The 16126-nt window shown below is 70.1% G+C and carries 13 protein-coding genes and 1 pseudogene; 10 read left to right on the plus strand and 4 right to left on the minus strand.

Translation table 11 applies throughout. The features are described 5' to 3' along the window. The first annotated feature begins 156 nt into the window (after positions 1–156). From ACFV88_RS24115 to ACFV88_RS24135, 5 genes are all read left to right on the plus strand, one after another. The gene (locus ACFV88_RS24115; RefSeq protein WP_385493911.1) at positions 157–1521 is read left to right on the plus strand and encodes an MFS transporter; all 1365 of its coding nucleotides are present in this window, start codon (positions 157–159) and stop codon (positions 1519–1521) included. Between the two features lie 67 nt (positions 1522–1588). Next, on the plus strand, positions 1589–1927 hold the full coding sequence (locus ACFV88_RS24120; RefSeq protein ID WP_385493912.1) for an FmdB family zinc ribbon protein: 339 nt from the start codon (positions 1589–1591) through the stop codon (positions 1925–1927). 125 nt (positions 1928–2052) lie between these two features. Then, positions 2053–3012, plus strand: a complete 960-nt coding sequence (locus ACFV88_RS24125; protein ID WP_385493913.1) for an S-methyl-5'-thioadenosine phosphorylase — start codon at positions 2053–2055, stop codon at positions 3010–3012. A gap of 421 nt (positions 3013–3433) precedes the next feature. Next, a complete protein-coding gene (locus tag ACFV88_RS24130) occupies positions 3434–3973 on the plus strand; it encodes a hypothetical protein (RefSeq protein ID WP_385493915.1) in 540 nt (179 codons plus the stop codon). A 159-nt stretch (positions 3974–4132) separates the two neighbouring features. Continuing rightward, positions 4133–4669 (plus strand): MscL family protein, encoded by a 537-nt coding sequence (locus tag ACFV88_RS24135; RefSeq protein WP_385494072.1) that lies wholly within the window; start codon positions 4133–4135, stop codon positions 4667–4669. A 199-nt stretch (positions 4670–4868) separates the two neighbouring features. Here ACFV88_RS24135 and ACFV88_RS24140 read toward each other — a convergent pair whose 3' ends face one another. Next, positions 4869–5051: a hypothetical protein gene (locus tag ACFV88_RS24140; RefSeq protein ID WP_385493916.1), complete on the minus strand. Its 183-nt coding sequence runs from the start codon at positions 5049–5051 to the stop codon at positions 4869–4871. 212 nt (positions 5052–5263) lie between these two features. Between ACFV88_RS24140 and ACFV88_RS24145 the strand changes: the two genes are divergently transcribed. The 4 genes and pseudogenes from ACFV88_RS24145 (at position 5264) to ACFV88_RS24160 (ending at position 10501) form a co-directional block, all read left to right on the plus strand. Beyond that, complete coding sequence (locus ACFV88_RS24145; protein ID WP_385493917.1) at positions 5264–6472, plus strand: low temperature requirement protein A; 1209 nt, start codon at positions 5264–5266, stop codon at positions 6470–6472. A 474-nt stretch (positions 6473–6946) separates the two neighbouring features. Continuing rightward, on the plus strand, positions 6947–8065 hold the full coding sequence (locus ACFV88_RS24150; RefSeq protein WP_385493918.1) for a P1 family peptidase: 1119 nt from the start codon (positions 6947–6949) through the stop codon (positions 8063–8065). A gap of 240 nt (positions 8066–8305) precedes the next feature. Continuing rightward, positions 8306–9324, plus strand: a pseudogene (locus ACFV88_RS24155) (Ig-like domain-containing protein). Positions 9325–9739: 415 nt separating this feature from the next. After that, positions 9740–10501 carry a DUF6227 family protein gene (locus tag ACFV88_RS24160; RefSeq protein WP_385493919.1) on the plus strand — a complete coding sequence of 254 codons (762 nt, stop codon included), beginning with the start codon at positions 9740–9742 and terminating at the stop codon, positions 10499–10501. Between the two features lie 201 nt (positions 10502–10702). Here the strand turns inward: ACFV88_RS24160 and ACFV88_RS24165 are convergent, their stop codons facing one another. Beyond that, positions 10703–11125 (minus strand): hypothetical protein, encoded by a 423-nt coding sequence (locus ACFV88_RS24165; RefSeq protein WP_385493920.1) that lies wholly within the window; start codon positions 11123–11125, stop codon positions 10703–10705. A gap of 601 nt (positions 11126–11726) precedes the next feature. Continuing rightward, the gene (locus ACFV88_RS24170; protein WP_385493921.1) at positions 11727–13235 is read right to left on the minus strand and encodes an MFS transporter; all 1509 of its coding nucleotides are present in this window, start codon (positions 13233–13235) and stop codon (positions 11727–11729) included. 300 nt (positions 13236–13535) lie between these two features. Here ACFV88_RS24170 and ACFV88_RS24175 point away from each other — a divergent pair, with 300 nt between their 5' ends. Next, positions 13536–14519, plus strand: coding sequence for a helix-turn-helix transcriptional regulator (locus ACFV88_RS24175; protein ID WP_385493922.1), 984 nt, complete (start codon positions 13536–13538; stop codon positions 14517–14519). Between the two features lie 525 nt (positions 14520–15044). Here the strand turns inward: ACFV88_RS24175 and ACFV88_RS24180 are convergent. After that, positions 15045–16055 carry an RNA polymerase sigma factor RpoD/SigA gene (locus ACFV88_RS24180; RefSeq protein ID WP_385493923.1) on the minus strand — a complete coding sequence of 337 codons (1011 nt, stop codon included), beginning with the start codon at positions 16053–16055 and terminating at the stop codon, positions 15045–15047. Positions 16056–16126 lie beyond the last annotated feature (71 nt).

Raw genomic sequence — 16126 nt, forward strand, 5'->3', positions numbered from 1 at the left:
GCCTGATGCAGAGCTGGCGCGACCGTATGGCGGCCGGCCGTCGCGATGCCCCTTCGCTGTGGGCGGCCCGGTATCTACCGCAGTTCCGCGCAAGAGGACAGCTCTCGACAGCCCCGCGCGGCGGCACTGTCACCAGGCGGCAGAAAGGCACGGGCCGTGGCACCCACGGTCACCTCGAAGCCCGCCCGCCCCGGCTACGGGCAGCTTCTGCGCACACCGGGCGCCTGGACGTTCCTGCTTCCCGGGTTCGCCGCTCGTCTCCCGTTCGCCATGCTGATCATCTCGATCGTCCTGCTGGTCCAGCACACGACGGACTCCTACGGCATCGCGGGCGCGGTGTCCGCAGTCACCGGCGTCTCCATGGCGGTGTTCGGGCCGCTGGCCGGCAAGTACGCCGACCGCTTCGGACAGCGCACGGTCCTGATCCCCGGGGTGCTGCTGCACACGGCCTCCGTCGTCGGCCTGACGGCCCTCGCCCTGGCCGACGCCCCGCTGTGGACGCTGTTCGTGGCAGCCGTGCCGACCGGTGCCTCGGTACCGCAGGTGGGCCCCATGGTGCGCGCCCGCTGGGGGGTGACCCTGAACGGGTCACCGCTCGTGACGACCGCGGCGGCCTTCGAGTCGGTCACGGACGAGCTGACCTTCGTCCTGGGGCCACTGTTCGCGACCGCGCTGTGCACCTCGGTGCACCCGGCCGCGGGACTGCTCACCGAGGCGGGCCTCACCCTGGTCGGCGGTCTGCTCTTCGCCGCGCAGAAGGCCACGGAACCCGTACCCGCGCGGCGACGCGGCGGCGCGGAGGCAGGTGCCGACGCGCTGGCAGACACGGGCGCGGAGACAGGTACGGCTGCGGGTACGGGCGTCCGGGGCGTGAACGGTGCACCCGCGCGCGTGGAGCACCCGTCCGCCCTGCGGGTGCCCGGCGTACGCGTACTGGTCGTCGCCTTCCTGGGCATCGGCACCGTCTTCGGCGGCCTCCAGGTCTCCCTCGCCGCCTACACGCAGTCGATCGGCGAGCCCGGCCTCAACGGTGTGCTGTACGGCGTGTTCGCCGCGGGCAACATGCTCGCCGGGCTGGTCTGCGGGGCACTCGCCTGGAAGTCTGCGCCCCACAACCGACTGGTCCTGGGGTACCTCGCGCTGGTCGTCACCACCTCGGGGCTGTGGGCCGCCCAGTCGCCCGTGCTGCTCGCGGGCCTCGGACTCCTCATCGGCATGAGCATCGCCCCGGGACTGGTCACCGGGTACACGCTCGTCGAACGCCTCGTCCCGCCGACCGCCCGCACCGAAGCGTTCACGCTGCTGACCGCGGCCGTCGCGCTCGGTCAGGCCGCCGCGGTCACGACCGCCGGCCAGCTGGAGGACCGGGCCTGGGACGGAGCCGGATTCCTAGTGCCGATGGGGGGCACCGCTCTCGCCCTGGTGGTCCTGGTGAGCCTCCGTTCCCGGCTCGCGGCACCGGCCGTCGAACGGACCGTGGCACGTGGCGTGGGTCACCGCACACCGGTGCCGGTGGACTGATTCAACGGAATACGTCACTATGGACCGTCGTTAGCACTCATTGAGTGAGAGTGCCAGGAGGATGCAAGTGCCGACGTACCAGTACCAGTGCACCGAGTGCGGCGAGGGCCTTGAAGCGGTGCAGAAGTTCACCGACGACGCCCTGACCGAGTGCCCCAACTGCAGTGGCCGCCTCAAGAAGGTGTTCTCCGCCGTCGGCATCGTCTTCAAGGGATCCGGCTTCTACCGCAACGACAGCCGCGGTTCGTCGTCGAGCAGCTCACCCGCCGCCGCGTCGAAGTCGTCCGGTTCCGGTTCCTCCGGTTCCAGCGAGTCGTCGACGTCCTCGTCGAGCACTTCGTCAAGCACCTCGACGTCCACTTCGTCGGGCAGCTCGTCGAGCACGAGCAGCTCGTCCGCGGCTTGAGCACCTCACCGGCTCACGTCTGAAAGCCCCGCCGGCCCCGTAGCGGGCCGCACACACTGAGGGACCCCGACCGTCCGAGGACGCGGGGTCCCTTCGTGCTGTCCCCCACAGCTACTGTGCGGACCATGGCAGACAAGGCGAACGTGACACGAGCGGCCCGTGGGAACACGCCGGAGGCCCCGGCGCCGACGGCGGCCGACACCTCGACCGCGCCCCTCCTGGTGGACACCGCAGCGCCCGACACCTCACCGGCACACCGAGCAGAGATCGGCGTGATCGGCGGGTCCGGCTTCTACTCCTTCCTCGACAACGTGACCGAAGTGCACGTCGACACCCCCTACGGGGCTCCGAGCGACGCACTCTTCATCGGCGAGGTCGCCGGCCGCCGGGTCGCCTTCCTCCCCCGGCACGGCCGCGGCCACCACCTGCCGCCGCACCGCATCAACTACCGGGCCAACCTCTGGGCCCTCCGGTCCGTGGGGGTGCGGCAGGTGCTCGGCCCGTGTGCGGTGGGAGGGCTGCGGACCGAGTACGGCCCGGGGACCCTGCTCGTCCCCGACCAGTTGGTCGACCGGACGAAGTCCCGTGCGCAGACCTACTTCGACGGCGTTCCGCGCCCCGACGGAACCGTTCCGAACGTCGTCCACGTGTCGTTCGCCGACCCCTACTGCTCCACGGGCCGTCGCATCGCGGTGAAGGCCGCCCGCAGCCTCGACTGGGAACCGGTGGACGGCGGCACGCTGGTGGTGATCGAAGGCCCCCGGTTCTCCACCAGGGCGGAATCCCTGTGGCACGCCGCTCAGGGCTGGTCCGTGGTCGGGATGACCGGGCACCCCGAGGCCGTGCTCGCCCGTGAGCTCGCGCTCTGTTACACCTCGATGACCCTGGTGACCGACCTGGACGCCGGTGCGGAGACCGGGGACGGCGTCTCGCACGAGGAGGTCCTCAAGGTCTTCGCCACGAACGTCGACCGGCTCCGGACGGTCCTGTTCGACACGGTGGCCGGGCTCCCCGCGGACGCTGAGCGGGACTGCCTGTGCACGGGCGCCCTGGCCGGAACGGACCCGGGCGTGGAACTGCCGTAGGACCGGCCCCGTCGCCGCACCACCTGACCCGGTGATGCGGCGACGGGCCGCAGGTGGCTCAGGAACATCCTGGGGGCTCAGAGACATCCGGGGGGACACCGGGACATCCGGGGGGCTCCGGGACTCTGGTGGCTCCGGGGGCGGAAGTCACATGGGGGTACGGAAGCAGGGTCCGCTGCGCTCGGAGGATCCGCGGCCTCCGCCTCGCGGAACTGCCCGTTCGGGTGAGGCAGTTATCCACAACAGCGGGGTCGCCCACACGCGCCAGCAAGGATTCGTCCCGTCCCTCAAGGTGGACGGCAACGTGTCCTTCCCTCCCCGGTGGTGAACCGTGCCGCATCCCCACTCGCCCCCTGTCTCCCGGCCCCCCGCGGCCCAACCCTCCCGGTACCTGTGGCCGCCCTCAGAAGGCCGCCGCACCGTGGAGGAGCCCACGGCCCCGCCGGTCGGCAGCGAGGTCCCGCCGACGAGTGCGGTGCCCCCCTTTCCTCCGGTACGGATTCGCGGCGGACTCCCCCCGTTGCGCAGGATCACCCGTCACGGGCGGCGGGCCGCAGCGGTGTGCCTGGTGGCCACGGCGGTCGCACTGCTGTCCCTCGAACCGCGTCTGCCCCCGGCCGGAGCGGACGGGAAGGCCCACCCTGCCGCCCCGCGGGAACACCAGCCGGCCCAGGAGCGGCCCGCCGTGGCGGACTGGGTACGCGCACCGGTACGCATCGCCGATCCGGCGGTCGCACGGCTCCTGAAACGTGGCGACCGCATCGACGTCATCGCGACGGACGGCACCCCCTCGGGCCGGTCCGGCAGGGTCGTGGCGGCCGGGGTGCGCGTGGTCGAACTGCCCCCGACCGCAGACGGCGCGGCGGAGGGCGGGGTCTTGGTGGTCCTCGCGACGACCCGCAGCGCCGCGGCCCGACTCGCGGGCACCAGCGGGTCCCGGCTGGCGGTGGTCCTGCGATGAACACCGACCGGTGGCCCCGTAGTGCCCTCGGAGCGATCGCCACCATCCGTTCACTCTCACGTCACTCCATCGCGTCACCGGATTGGACAGGGTGGCGGAGCCTTGACGTAGGTTGCGGAGTTGTTTGTTCCGCAAGCTGTACGTGCGAAGAGGGGCCTCCTGGTGAGCGAGAAGAAGAAGCCGAATATCTGGGAAGGCTTCAAGGCGTTCCTCATGCGGGGGAACGTGATCGACCTGGCGGTGGCCGTGGTCATCGGCGCCGCGTTCACGAACGTCGTGAACTCCGTGGTGAAGGGTGTGATCAACCCGCTCGTCGGCGCGTTCGGCACCAAGAACCTGGACGCGTACAGCTCCTGCTTGAAGGGGCCCTGCAGCTACGACGCCAAGACCGGAACGGCCACGAGCGGCATCCCGATCATGTGGGGGTCGGTTCTCAGCGCGACGCTCACCTTCGTGATCACCGCGGCGGTCGTGTACTTCCTGATGGTGCTGCCGATGTCGAAGTACCTGGCGCGTCAGGCGGACCGCAAGGCCGCCAAGGAAGGCGCACAGGAAGTCATCGAGGTGTCCGAGCTGGAGGTGCTCAAGGAGATCCGCGACGCTCTGGTGGCACAGCGCGGCCCGGGAACGGGAGCGGGCACGGGTCCGGGAACAGGCACCGGTCCGGCTACGGGTCCGGGGACCGGCCGGCAGTAACGGCTCAGCGGGGACGAGCCCCGCGCGACCTGGTGGACGTCCTCGTCGGCCGGTGCGCGCGGGGCTCGCGTGCGCTCAGCCGACGCCGGGTCCTGGACGCCGTGCACCGTCTCCTGGCGTCACCGGGGAGGCGTTCCCCCGACCCAGGCAGCTCCGGACACGGTGACGGACGCCCGGCACCCCGGGTGTGGCGCTGGATTCAGAGGTGGTGGGGCGGCTTCTCGTCGAGGAACCGCGCCAGGTCGGAGGCGGCGTCGCCGCTGGACGCCGGGGCGCCACCCCAGCCCCGGTCCGAGTCGTCCGGCGCCGGCTGCGACAGCGGGTCGTCGAAGATCAGTGCAGGTCGAGGGTCTCGGGGCTCGGACGCGGGACGGGTGCTCATGCCTCCAGCGTACGCAGGGTGCGGCTCCGACCCGTGCCGCACGGACCGGCCCGACCCCCGCCCGCGGGAGGGTGGTGCCCGCCCGCGGGCCGAGGGCAGGACCCCACAGGCCCTCGCGGACGGACCCTCCGCAGTGCGCGTTAGGCGGTATCTGGGCCGACACAGGGCGTCCGCGGCCCCGGGTCGCCGCCCCCGTCTGTTGAGCTGCTGGCATGACCTCCTCCAGCTCCCCGTCGGCGGCCGGGCCCGGGGGGCCACTGCGCCCCTTGGTCGCCCGTGGACAGGACGAAGCGCACCGTGTGGCGTCTCCCCTGGAACTCTTCTTCGACCTGTGCTTCGTGGTGGCCGTCGCGCAAGCGGGCGGCTCGCTGGTGCTCTCCGTGGCCGAGGGCCACGCCGGGGAGGGGGTGCTGAACTACGCGATGGTCTTCTTCGCGATCTTCTGGGCGTGGGTCAACTTCAGCTGGTTCGCGTCGGCCTACGACAACGACGACGCGCTGTTCAGAGTGGTCACGCTGGTGCAGATGGCAGGTGTCCTGGTGCTGGCTGCCGGGGTGTCGGAAGCGTTCGCGCATCACTTCTTCGTGGTCTGGCTCGGCTATCTGATCATGCGCCTCGCGATGGTGACCCAGTGGCTGAGGGCAGCGCGCGGATGCACCGGGGACGAACGCAGCACGGCCATGCGGTACGCGATCGGCATCGCGCTGTGCCAGGTGGGGTGGCTGTTCTTGCTGCTCCTCCCGGAGGACGCCCGCCCGTGGACGTTCCTGGTGATGGCGGTCGCGGAGCTGTCCGTGCCGGCAGTGGCGGAGCGGAAGCACTCGACGGCGTGGCACCCCCACCACATCGCGGAACGGTACGGACTGTTCACGATCATCGTGCTGGGCGAGTCGATCGCGGCGGCCACCGTCGCCGTGAAGTCGGCCGTCGACGAGCACGACGAGTTGGGCCAATTGATTCCCGTCTCGATCGGCAGTCTGCTGATCGTGTTCGCCGCGTGGTGGATCTACTTTGCGGTGCCGAACCGCAGCCGCACGATCAGCAACCGCCAGGCGTTCCTGTGGGGGTACGGCCACTACCTGGTGCTGGGCTCGGCGGCGGCGATCGGCGCGGGCACCGAGATCTTCGTGGAACACGCCGTGGGCCAAGTCCACGTCTCCCAGCTGGCGGCGAGCGCCTCGGTGACGATCCCCACCGCGGTGTACCTGCTGACCGTGTGGTGGCTGCTGGCCCGGCGTTCCAAGCACGGGATCGCGGGGCGGTCGGTAATGCCGGCGGCGACCCTGGCGGTCCTCGCCTGCACGTTCGCCGGCCAATGGTCCGTGCTGGCAGCCGGGCTGGTGCTGACGGTCACGATCACGGTCGGCGTGGCCCTGTCGTCGCGGACGGCCCGTCGGACGTCAGGACGAGCAATGGGCTGACCCCCACGGTGCCGCCCGCGCCACGGAAACGACCTCGTACGGCCCCCGGAGCACCCCGCGCGGCGAACAACGCACTCCGCGGGAGTCGCGGCTCGACGGGAGCCGACGGGCAGACGGCGCGGCGCAGGGGTTCGGGGAGCGGCCCGCGCCCGGGAGGTCCCCGCAGCCACGCGCCCGCCCGCCAACACCACCGCGTACAGGTCCCACGCAGCGAGCCGCGGAACCACGTCCCGGGACCCGCGGTCAGCGAACGGACGCAGGGGGCGACACCCGAAGCGCCTACGGACCGCACTGTGTGTTGCGGCGAATCGTCGATGGTCCTGCTGCTGGTCCAGGTGTGGACGGCACTGTTCAAGGCAGCCGGCCGGCACGTGCTCCGCGGCCTGCGCGGTCTGCATGGTCTGCGCGGACACCGGCTCACGACCCGGTGGTCACCTCGACGTACGTGGCTACGACACGTGGTACGCAGGGTCCATGACGGAGCAGACTGCGGACAGCGCCCAGGAGCCGACTGACCTGCCCGCTCTGGTGGACGCGCTCACCGATGTGGCCGGACTGCGGGTCGGCCATGCGACCTTGGTCGGGGGCGGCTATCTGACGGGGACCACGGTCGTACTCGCGCCGGAAGGCGGGGTCACGGCCGCCGTCGACGTGCGCGGAGGCGGACCCGGCACCAAGGAGACGGATGCGCTCGACCCTCGCAATGTGGTGCAGCGCATCGATGCGGTGGTGCTGACCGGAGGCAGCGCGTACGGACTGGACGCGGCGACCGGCGTGATGGGCTGGCTGGAGGACCGGGGCCGAGGCGTGAGAGTCGGCTCGGACCCTTCACACGTCGTACCAGTCGTTCCCGCGGCATGCGTCTTCGACCTGGGGCGCGGTGGTGACTTCCGGGCGCGGCCGGACGCGTCGACCGGTAGGGCAGCAGTGGAGGCAGCAGCTGCCAGCGGTCTCCGTGCGCCGGTTCCCGTGGGTGGGGTGGGTGCCGGCACCGGCAGTGTCGTGGGTCGTCTCAAGGGCGGAGTGGGGACGGCCAGCACGCGCTTGGCCTCGGGGGTGGTCGTGGCCGCGCTGGTGGTGGCGAACGCAGCCGGGTCCGCATGGGACGCACGGACGGGTGTGCTGTACGGGGAGTACTTCGAGGGCAAGGTGACCTATCCCGATCGGGTGCTACTCGATCGGGCCGAACGGCTGCTCGAAGACGCCGCCCGGAGGAATGCGAAGTCCGCGGGGCACACGGCGTCGGCGCGGCTGGCCGCGCCTCCCCTGAACACCACGCTGGCCGTCGTGGCGACGGACGCCGACCTGACGAGGGCCCAGGCCCAGAAGCTCGCCGGTACGGCACACGACGGGATCGCTCGGGCCGTACGTCCGGTGCACCTACTGAACGACGGTGACACCGTGTTCGCCCTCGCATCGGGTCAGCGCGCACTCTCGCCGGACGGCCCCTTGGCACTGAACGACGTGCTCGCCGCCGGGGCTGACATGGTGACGCGTGCGATCGTTCGCGCCGTGCGGGCAGCGAAGTCGACGACCGGAACGGGAGGCGTCTTTCCCTCCTACACGGAGTTGACGGAGTTGCACGACGGCTGATCTCAGCGGTCACATGCCGGACAGTCACGAGCCGAAACCCGAAGGAACGATTCGGCACCGAGCCGACTCCCTTCTCACACTTGAGCAAATCACCTAGATCACTTGAATTGCGAGCAACTGAAGCAGCTCGCCGCATTAAGGACCAAGGCAGCACGATTCACGTACTCCCCTCAGCCGGGAATCACCGCTCCTGATCACGGGCCGTCAACTTCGGGAAGCTGCCTGCGGCGGCGGGGCACGATGGCCCGTGCGGCACTGGCCATGGGGGTACTGGTACTGACCGCGTGCGGCGGCGACGCCAAGGCCGACGAGAACAGCGAGAGCGGCGACAAGGACAGCCGCGGCACCGCTGAGGCACCGCCTGCTCGCATGGCTATCTCTGCCAAGGACGGATCCACCGGCGCGCCCGTCAACGGAACCGGGGTGCAGGTAGCGGAAGGCACGCTGACCGAGGTCGCCATGACGGACGCCTCGACCGGCAAGGCGGTGCTGGGGGCGCGGTGGGCGTGGGAACGCCGGACTCGTTCGCGTTCGACAAGGGCATCGTCAACCGCAAGGCCGTGCAGGTCAGGATCAAGGTGACGTCGAGCAGTGACCAGCGGGCGGTCGGTCGTTGGTTCGGTGAGCGGCGCCTCGACTTTCGACCGAAGGGCCAACTGGGAGTCCGGCTCCCACGTCATCGTCGACATCAAGCTGGACGGCGTCGAGGGAGCGGACGGCATCCACGGAGTGCAGCGCAAACGCGCAACCTTCACCATCGGGCGCTCACAAGCGTCCACGGTGGACGTGAAGGCACAGACGAGGAAGGCGAAACACAACGGGAAGGTCGTGGAGACGATCCCGAACTCGGCCGGCAACCCGGAGGCCCCGACGCACAACGGGAAGATGGCGGTGTCCGAGACGCTGAACCAGACAAGGATGAACGGTGCCACCGTCGGCTTCGCAGGCGAGTACGACATCCCGGATGTACCGCATGCCATGCGTCTTTCGCAGACAGGAACGTTCATTCACGGCAACTACTGGGACCCACATGGGAACCCGCCGTTCGGGAGGACGGGGACCAGCCACGGGTGTGTGGGCCTGCGAGATACGCAGGGGGCGAGCGGCGACGCACCAGGTGGGCGCTTCTACGACAGCTCAATGGCGGGGGGAGGGTACTGGCGGTGAAGGACTCTCCCGGTACGACGATCGCACCTGCCAACAGCCTCAACGGGTGGAACATGCCCTGGAACGCTTGGCTGGCCGGCAGCGCCGTATAGCCTGGGGCCGACCTTCGTCCTTCGTTCTTCCCGTCGAGTCACCCCGGGATCGACCTGCCGTCGGACAGGGGCGGCTTCAAGTCATCCACAGCCGCCGTCAACCTCCCGCTGGCCTCGTCGTACCTGGGGACGCCTCGTCGGTCGCCGCTCCCGTCGGCCAGTTGTCGTCGGAAGCGGATGTCTCGTACCCGTCACTCCATCAGGCGTGTTGGTGCATACGGGTATTGGCGATCGCACCTCGTGGGAATGAGTGATCCTTGGATACGGGATTGTCATGTGAAGGTCGGGGTGTTGCGCGTCGCGCGGGAACTTCCTGCGCGGCTCGGACGTTTTCCCGGTTCCTGGACATGACGTCCCATGGAGGGGCTACGGTATGCACCCACGAAGTGACTAGCAGCTAACACGGGGAGGTGCCTTGAGCGGTCCGCATGCGTCGGCGCACGAGCCACCCGAGTCGTCCGAGTCTCCTGAGGAGCATCTCGCTCGACTCCTCGGGCGTGCCCTCAACTCCTTCGAACTGCCGGACGAGACCATAAGCCGCCTCGACTGCGCGCTCGCGCATGACAGTTCGTTGCACTCCGCGCACCACAGCAGGGGGCTGCACCGCGAGACGTACCGTCACACGTGGCTGCTCGCTGACGGCAGTGCGCTCACCTTGTGGGAGCTGGTGCACAACACGGGTCCCGGCGGGCGCGGGCAGTTGCTGCACGAGCTGTACACGGAAGAAGAAGACGTGCGGACCGCCACGACCCGGTTGCCCCTCCCGGCGGAGACCCCGGACTTCGAGTTGCCCGTAGTGATCCATTTGGCGCCCGCACCTCGACCTCGCCACGACTACGCGCCGGATGACTCCGCGGACCACGCACGCCGTTTACTGCGTCGAGCCGAGAACACCGACGGGCCCGGCGCGGACATGGCCCTCCTCCTGCAGAACGCCTGTGCACATCAGATCACGCAGGCGTTCGGGCGACCGTTGCCCAGTGTCGAGGGGGTGACTGCGTTCTCGTTCTCGCTGTACGAGCATGCGTTCCTCCTGAGCGACGGGCGCGAGGTCAGCCTCTGGGAGGTCGAGCACACGGCGACGCCCGACGGCCGTCACATGTGCGAGGTCTACGAGAGCGAGGACGCTGCCCGCGAGGCGGTGGAGCGGCGCGCTTCACGGGCTCCCGGAGCCTAGAGCCGCGCATCCTCCTCGCCGCCCGTCCAGCAGTGCGGCTCAGCAGTCGGGCTGACGGTTCCGTTTGCCCGTTGCCTGTGCTCGCCCGCCACCACGACACCTCACGCCTCGGCGTCTTCGACGTTCTCGTGAACCGGAACCCGCCTGTGCAGCACGGTCCGCCGTAGGCCTGCGGTGATGCGTCCGCGGGTCCGGCGGGGTTCAGGGCTGGGGCGGCGGATCGTCGTGGCCCCACTGCCGAACTAGTGCGTCGAACGTGGCGCGCTCAGTCGGTGTGAGGGTGACGGAGTCGGTGATAGGTGTGTGCTGGCGCGGCAGGGCGCGTAGCGTTGCCCGACCGGTCCTGACGGCGCGGTGATGGTGGGTGCGGGGGCGGCGCGCGCGGTGCGCGAACGGGCTGATCACATTCGGCTGGGCGGGTGCCGCGGGCATGTCGACCGCATCGCCGGTGACGTCGGGGCGCGTCTGGAAGGGGCCCGCCTGGGAGGTGCCAGGCCGTGGAGCGGACGGGCCCGGGCGGGGTTCCCTGCGCAGGAGCCGTATCAAAATCACCGTCCACAGGACGGCAGCCAGCACGAGGGCGGCGGCGCCCAGTTGCTGGAGGGACGACATGTGCTCAGGCATGTCGACAGTAGACCTCAGGCGATGGGGTCTACAACAGGGGTCTAAGGGGATTAAGCGGCGCATGGCGCCCCATGTCCGGTTCACATGATGGCCTGTGATGGTGTGCCACCTGGGAGGGCGGGGCCACCGTTGAGCGGACCGGTGGGGTTGACGGGCCGGGAGCGAGTGAACGATTTGCCTGACGAACCCACTCGGGAGCCGGCACAGGAGCGCCCCAGCATGACGGAAACTCCGGGGGTCGTTGGAGGAGCAGGCACCGTCCCGTCGGAGTTATCCACAGGCCCAGCGAGATGCGTAGGACCGGGCTACCGTTTACGGCAGAAGGTCGCGGCCCCGCCACACGGGGCCCTCCACAGAGCCTTTGCGCAGCACTTTCACGGGGGAGACCATCATGAGGAACAGGACCATCGCCCTTGACGCCAACCGAATGTTCGGGTGGCAGCTTGCCCTTCGCTCAGGGCTGCGCGCTCTGCGGGGGCTGATCGCCGCACGAGGGGGCGCCACACCTGGTGGACACGACGAGGCCGCCGGGTGGACACGGAGTCCGCGTCCACCGGGCGGCCCTCTCGGACGGAACCCTCACACGGGCCCGCCCGAGCGATCAGTGCGTGAGGACCTTGCGGCGCTGCGCGTCCTCCTGGACGGTGCCGGCCGAGCCACCCGGTGCCGTTGCCGGTGCACCGGCGGCCGGGTCGACGGGCCCTTCGTCCGCTGCGGTCCCCGCCTCAAGCCCGGTGCCGGCGGGCTTGCGCGGCAGCAGGAACATCAGCCCGAAGATGACCAGCAGGACGACAACGACGTAGCTGAGCGCGTTCTCGAAGCCGTTCGCGAACTCCTCGCCCAGCGCAGCCCGCGGCACGCGCTCGTCGACGACGCCGAAGAACACGACGGAGACCAGGCCCAGACCGAGGGCGTTGCCCATCTGCTGAACGGTGTTGATCAGCCCCGACGCCGATCCGGCGTGCTGCCGCGGCACTTCGGACAGGATCGCGTCCGTCAGCGGCGCGACGATCAGCCCCATGCCGATGCCCATGAACACGAGCGGCAGCGCCATCTGCCAGGCGGTGACGTCCGCGCCGAAGTGGTCGGCCTCCCAGATGTAGAGCAGCACGCCCGCCGCCATGGTCAGGGCACCGGCCTGAAGCACCTTCCGTCCGAAGCGCGGGACGAGCATCTGGACCGAGACGCCCGCGGCGACGGAGACCGCGATGGAGAACGGGACTCCGGTGAGCCCGGCACGCAGGGGGCTCCACCCGAGGCCGATCTGCATGTAGAGGGTCCAGACCAGGAAGAAGATGCCGAGGCCGATCCCGAAGACGGTCTGCACGGCGATTCCCGCGGCGAAGCTCTTCACCCGGAACAGCGACAGTTCGACCAGCGGCGAGCCGTCCTGGCGCGCCTTGCGCCGCTCGTACGCGACGAGTGCCACGAAGACGGCGAACGCCCCCACCATCGACGCGTACCCCCACATCGGCCAGCCGAGCTCCCTTCCGTGCGTCAGCGGGTAGAGCAGCATCAGCAGGCCGCCGGTGACCAGAGCGACTCCGACGAGGTCGAGCTTGAGGGCCTGAGGGGCCTTCGACTCGGTGATGAACCTGCGGCCGAGCACCAGTCCGAGGACGCCCACGGGCAGGTTGATCAGGAAGATCGGCCGCCACTCCAGGCCGAAGAGGTTCCACTGGGTGAGCAGTGCGCCCAGCAACGGACCGGAGACCGCACCGAGTCCTACCACTGCACCGAACAGCCCGAAGACCTTTCCCCGCTCGTGGGCGGGGAACGTCGCGTGGACGATCGACAGCACCTGCGGCACCATCAGCGCGGCCGTCGCACCCTGGAGGATGCGGGAGGCGACCAGCATGTCCGGGTTGACGGCGAGTCCGCAGAGCGCGGACGCGACGGTGAAGCCCGCTATGCCGATGAGGAAGACCCTCTTGCGGCCGTGGATGTCGCCGAGGCGGCCGCCCGTGATGAGTCCGGCCGCGAAGGCGAGCGCGTATCCCGCGGTGATCCACTGGATGTGACTGAAGCTGGCGCCCTCGTCCCGCTGGATCGCGGGGATGGCGATGTTGACGATCGTCACGTCGACGAGGTCCATGAACGCCGCGGTCATGACGATCGCCAGGGCGAACCAGCGCCGCCGGTCCGGCGTGCCGCTGCCGGGTGCGGGATCAGCGCTCCCCGGTCCCGTGCGGGCGCCCGTGGCGCCCGCACCGGGCGGGGCGGACCCGGCGGCGTCGGCCGCGGGGCTGGTCCCTCCTCCGAGCGGGTGCGCGCCGGCAGAGGGTCCACTTTCGGTAACGGGCGCCGGCGCGGGCACCGTTGACGAAGGAGATGTCGGTGAGGTCATGCCGCTCAAGCTAGGGGTTCATTAGGTCAGCTCGTGACCTCTTTCCGCGGCATTCTGTGGGGCATGACGACAACAGACACTTCGGCTCGGCTCCTCCAACTCCTGTCGTTGCTCCAGACGCCTCGTGAGTGGCCCGGCGGGGAGCTGTCCCACCGGCTCGGGGTCTCCCGCCGCACGGTGCGTCGGGACATCGATCGGCTCCGCGAACTGGGCTATCCCGTGCAGGCGGCACGCGGAGCGGACGGCGGGTACCGGTTGGTGGCGGGGAAGGCATTGCCGCCGCTGGTCCTGGACGACGAGGAGGCCGTGGCCATCGCGGTGGGTCTGCGGGCCGGCGCGGGCCACGCGGTGGAAGGGATCGAGGAAGCGTCGGTGAGGGCGCTGGCGAAGCTGGAGCAGGTGCTGCCGGGTCGGCTACGGCACCGGGTGAGCGTGCTCCAGTCGGCGACGGTTCCCCTGACCAGTGGGGACGGCGCCACCATCGCCACGGAGACGTTGACCGTGATGGCATCGGCGATCGCGGGCCACGAGCGTCTGAGGTTCGCCTACCGCTCGGTGGACGGCACCGAGTCCCGTCGCCTCACGGAACCGCACCGCCTGGTGTCCACGGGACGCCGCTGGTACCTGGTGGCGTTCGATGTGGAGCGGAGCGACTGGCGGACCTTCCGAGTGGACCGGGTGGCCGGTGAGCCCTTGGCGACAGGTGCCCGTTTCACCCCGAGGGAACTGCCCCAGGGCAGTGCGGCCGAGTTCCTGCGGGACCGGATCAGGGGCCAGCGGAAGACCTATGCGTTCTCCGTGAGGTTCGCTGCACCGGCGGAGGAGGTCATGGGTCGGCTGCCGAGCGTGTTCGGCACCCCGGAGCCAGCGGACGACGGGACGTGCGTGCTGCACGGAACCACGGGGGACGCACTGGAGTGGCTGACGTTCCGGCTGGCGTACGTGGGATGCGCGTTCGAGGTCGACGGCCCGCCGGAGCTGGTGACGATGGTGCGGGAGCTGGGCGAGAGGTTGACGCGGGCCGGGCGGGCCGGGCTGCCTGAGTAGGACGGCGGCTGGGCCGCGAGGGTGTGCCGGTCAGTGAGCGGAGGCGGTGCGGTGCCGGGCACACCTGGGGCAAGGGCCCGGGGCAAGGGGGAGCCCCGGCGCCGGGGGGGGTGGGCGCCGGGGCTCGTCTATGGGGTGGCGGGAGCGTCATGGACGCGTCCCGGCCGTGGGAGGCGGATGGTCACCTGCCCAGTGGTCGCGAACGTACCTCATGTCCGTGGCTTTCGTGAGCGGCAGGCACGCGATTCATGCCCAAATCGCTGGTCGCTCCGGTTCCCGTACCCCGAAAGGCGGCTCGCATGCCCTCACGGTGCGCACACCCGTCCAAGAAGGTGGTGCGGCAACCTCTTCTAGTGTGCCACCGGGCTGGGCCACGTGCTCCCAGCCGGAGAGGTCGGATCACCGCCGCCACGGGCCGGGCGATCGCCCCGCCGGGCGCGCCCGCTCCCTGTCGACCGACGCGGCCGCCCGACCCAGGGGCCTGCACGGGCGACCCCTCGGGAAGCCCGGCCCGGCCCAGCCCGGTCAGGCAGCGGCGTCGAAGCCCGTGTCCCGGGCGAGCCGCTTCAGTTCGAGGAGGGCGTGCTTCTCGATCTGGCGGATGCGCTCACGGGTGAGGCCGTGTTCCTTGCCGACCTCGGTGAGGGTGCGCTCCCGACCGTCGTCGATGCCGTACCGCATCTTGATGATGGAGGCGGTGCGCTGGTCGAGGCGGCCGATGAGGTCGTCCAGTTCTTCGCTGCGCAGCAGGGTGAGCACCGATTGCTCCGGGGAGACGGCGGAGGTGTCCTCCAGGAGGTCACCGAACTGGGTATCGCCCTGGTCATCGACGGCCATGTTGAGCGAGACCGGGTCGCGGGCCCAGTCGAGGACGTCCACGACGCGTGCGGGGGTGGAGTCCAGCTCCTCGGCGATCTCCTGCGGCTCGGGGTCCCGACCCTTCTCGCGGTTGAACTCGCGCTGGACCCGACGGATCCGGCCCAGCTCCTCCACGAGGTGGACGGGCAGCCGAATGGTGCGGGACTGGTCGGCTATCGAGCGGGTGATGGCCTGGCGGATCCACCAGGTCGCGTAAGTGGAGAACTTGAAGCCCTTGCGGTAGTCGAACTTCTCCACCGCGCGGACCAGGCCCGCGTTGCCCTCCTGGATCAGGTCGAGGAGGGGCAGACCACTGCGCGGGTACCGGCGGGCAACGGCGACGACCAGGCGGAGGTTGGACCGGATGAAGACGTCCTTGGCCCGCTCACCGGCGGCGACCAGAGCCTCCAGCTCCTCCTGGGAGGGGCCGTCCTTCTTCTTCGTGGTGTCGCTGTCGATCTCGCCGTCGATGATCTGCTGGGCGTACACCCCGGCCTCGATCGTCTGCGACAGCTCCACTTCCTTGGCCGCGTCCAGCAGGGGCGTCCGGGCGATCTCGTCGAGGTACATGCCGACCAGGTCGCGATCGGCGATCTCGCCGCCTCCCGCGCGAACACTGCTTGCCGCGTCGGTCCCGCGGGTGGCGGACTGACGACGGGCGACGGCACGGGTTGCCATGCGTGCTCCCTTGCTAGCGAGTGGTTCAGAGGTCCTTACGTGTGCATCTGCTCACCCTGGCGGGTGCCCAG

It is taken from the genome of Streptomyces sp. NPDC059816 (assembly GCF_042732055.1).
Lineage (GTDB): Bacteria > Actinomycetota > Actinomycetes > Streptomycetales > Streptomycetaceae > Streptomyces.

What these genes read in the sequence shown, in the direction of transcription:
- ACFV88_RS24140 (WP_385493916.1), bottom strand. Translation starts at nt 5,051, where the DNA reads ATGAGCACCCGTCCCGCGTCCGAGCCCCGAGACCCTCGACCTGCACTG.
- ACFV88_RS24165 (WP_385493920.1), bottom strand. Translation starts at nt 11,125, where the DNA reads ATGCCTGAGCACATGTCGTCCCTCCAGCAACTGGGCGCCGCCGCCCTC.
- ACFV88_RS24180 (WP_385493923.1), bottom strand. Translation starts at nt 16,055, where the DNA reads ATGGCAACCCGTGCCGTCGCCCGTCGTCAGTCCGCCACCCGCGGGACC.
- ACFV88_RS24175 (WP_385493922.1), top strand. Translation starts at nt 13,536, where the DNA reads ATGACGACAACAGACACTTCGGCTCGGCTCCTCCAACTCCTGTCGTTG.
- ACFV88_RS24170 (WP_385493921.1), bottom strand. Translation starts at nt 13,235, where the DNA reads ATGACCGCGGCGTTCATGGACCTCGTCGACGTGACGATCGTCAACATC.
- ACFV88_RS24145 (WP_385493917.1), top strand. Translation starts at nt 5,264, where the DNA reads ATGACCTCCTCCAGCTCCCCGTCGGCGGCCGGGCCCGGGGGGCCACTG.
- ACFV88_RS24125 (WP_385493913.1), top strand. Translation starts at nt 2,053, where the DNA reads ATGGCAGACAAGGCGAACGTGACACGAGCGGCCCGTGGGAACACGCCG.
- ACFV88_RS24150 (WP_385493918.1), top strand. Translation starts at nt 6,947, where the DNA reads ATGACGGAGCAGACTGCGGACAGCGCCCAGGAGCCGACTGACCTGCCC.